Raw genomic sequence first — 1,592 nt, forward strand, 5'->3', positions numbered from 1 at the left:
GGATATGTCTACGCAATCGAGCTGGATAGGTCGTTTGGAAGGTATCTTGACCCCCTGGTGGATCAGTACAAGAACCTTCAAGTCATATTCGGTAATGTTCTGGATGTGCCCCTCTCACAGTTCAGCCATGGGAAGGGCATCAAGGTGGTGGCAAATATCCCTTATAAGATCACGGCGCCGATCCTGTTCAAGCTGATCGGGGAGAGGTCAATGATCGCAAGCGCACACCTTACCGTGCAGCGGGAGATCGGGGAACGCATCGCGAGCAAACCCTTCAACAGGTCCTACGGTGCGTTGTCGGTCATCTGTCAGTTGGTTGCCGAAACAAAGATCCTCCTGTATCTTAAGCCCGGCCTTTTCATCCCGCCTCCGAAGGTGGAAAGCGCCTACGTTGCGATGGTCTTCAAGGGCGATGGAAATGATGTGGACGAAGATATGAGAGATTTCATCAAGGCATGTTTTGAGCATAAGAGGAAATACCTGCGGCAGGCGCTGGTAAGACACTACGGCGATGAAGGAACAACCTTTCTCTATGAATCCATGGGTTTCCCTCCGTCCATACGCGCGGAAGAGATCGAGCCGGAGAGGTTCAAAACGATGTACGCATTTTTGAAGCCCCGGTATAGGGATAGTCTATGAGCAGGATTATCGGTTTTACAACGACAATACCGGTTGAGGTTATCTTCGCGGGAGGGTATACCCCATGCGACCTCAATAATATCTTCATTACCGATCCCAATCCGATGCGTTATATCGAGAGGGCGGAACGGGACGGATTCCCGAAGGGCATGTGCAATTGGGTGAAAGGGATCTACGGTGTTGTTATGGAAAAAAAGATCGGTGCCGTCATAACCGTTATGGAAGGTGACTGCAGCAATACACAGGCACTGGCAGAGATACTGCGGTACAAGGGGATAAAGACGATCCCTTTTTCATATCCATACGACAGGGACAAGGAGGTCCTCGCGCGGGAGATCGAAAAGCTCATGGCGGAACTGGCCGTAGCGGAGGAGGCCCTTGCCCCCGTCGAAAAGGAGATAGAGGGTGTGCGATCGAGCCTTGCCCTGATCGACAGGATGACCTGGCAGGAAAGACGGGTAACGGGCGCCGAGAATCACCTGTGGCTCGTAAGGGCCTCCGATATGCTCGGCGATTACAGGGAATATCGCCGCATGGCAGAGGAGTTTTTGACAGAGGTACAGACACGGCAGGGTATTGAAGGGATCAACATCGGGTACATCGGGGTTCCGCCGATCCTCCTTGATATCTATGAATTCATCGGGAGCGTCGGAGGCCATGTTGTGTACAACGAGACGCAACGGCAGTTCGCGCTCCCTTTTGCCGCTGATAATATTGTGGAACGTTACCTTGCGTATACATACCCTTACGGCGTCTTCGCGAGGCTGGCAGACATCGGGGAAGAGATCAGGAAGAGGGACATCAAGGGCATAATCCATTACGTGCAGGCGTTCTGCTTTCGGGCCATAGAGGATGTGATACTCAGGGAGACCGTCGGAGTGCCGATCCTGACGATCGAGGGTGATCTGCCGAGGACACTCGATACGAGGACGAAGCTCAGGATCGAGGCATTC

At 53.0% G+C, this 1,592-nt stretch carries 2 protein-coding genes; both read left to right on the forward strand.

Annotation, left to right across the window (positions count from 1 at the left end; genetic code table 11):
* A partial coding sequence (locus tag PHU49_05895; protein MDD5243531.1) for an rRNA adenine dimethyltransferase family protein occupies window positions 1–639 on the forward strand: 639 nt, incomplete at its 5' end.
* Window positions 636–1,592 (forward strand): 2-hydroxyacyl-CoA dehydratase (locus tag PHU49_05900; GenBank protein ID MDD5243532.1); only part of this gene is annotated, 957 nt, incomplete at its 3' end. The genes PHU49_05895 and PHU49_05900, both read left to right, overlap by 4 nt.

The organism is Syntrophorhabdaceae bacterium (genome assembly GCA_028713955.1).
Taxonomy (GTDB): Bacteria; Desulfobacterota; Syntrophorhabdia; order Syntrophorhabdales; family Syntrophorhabdaceae; genus UBA5609.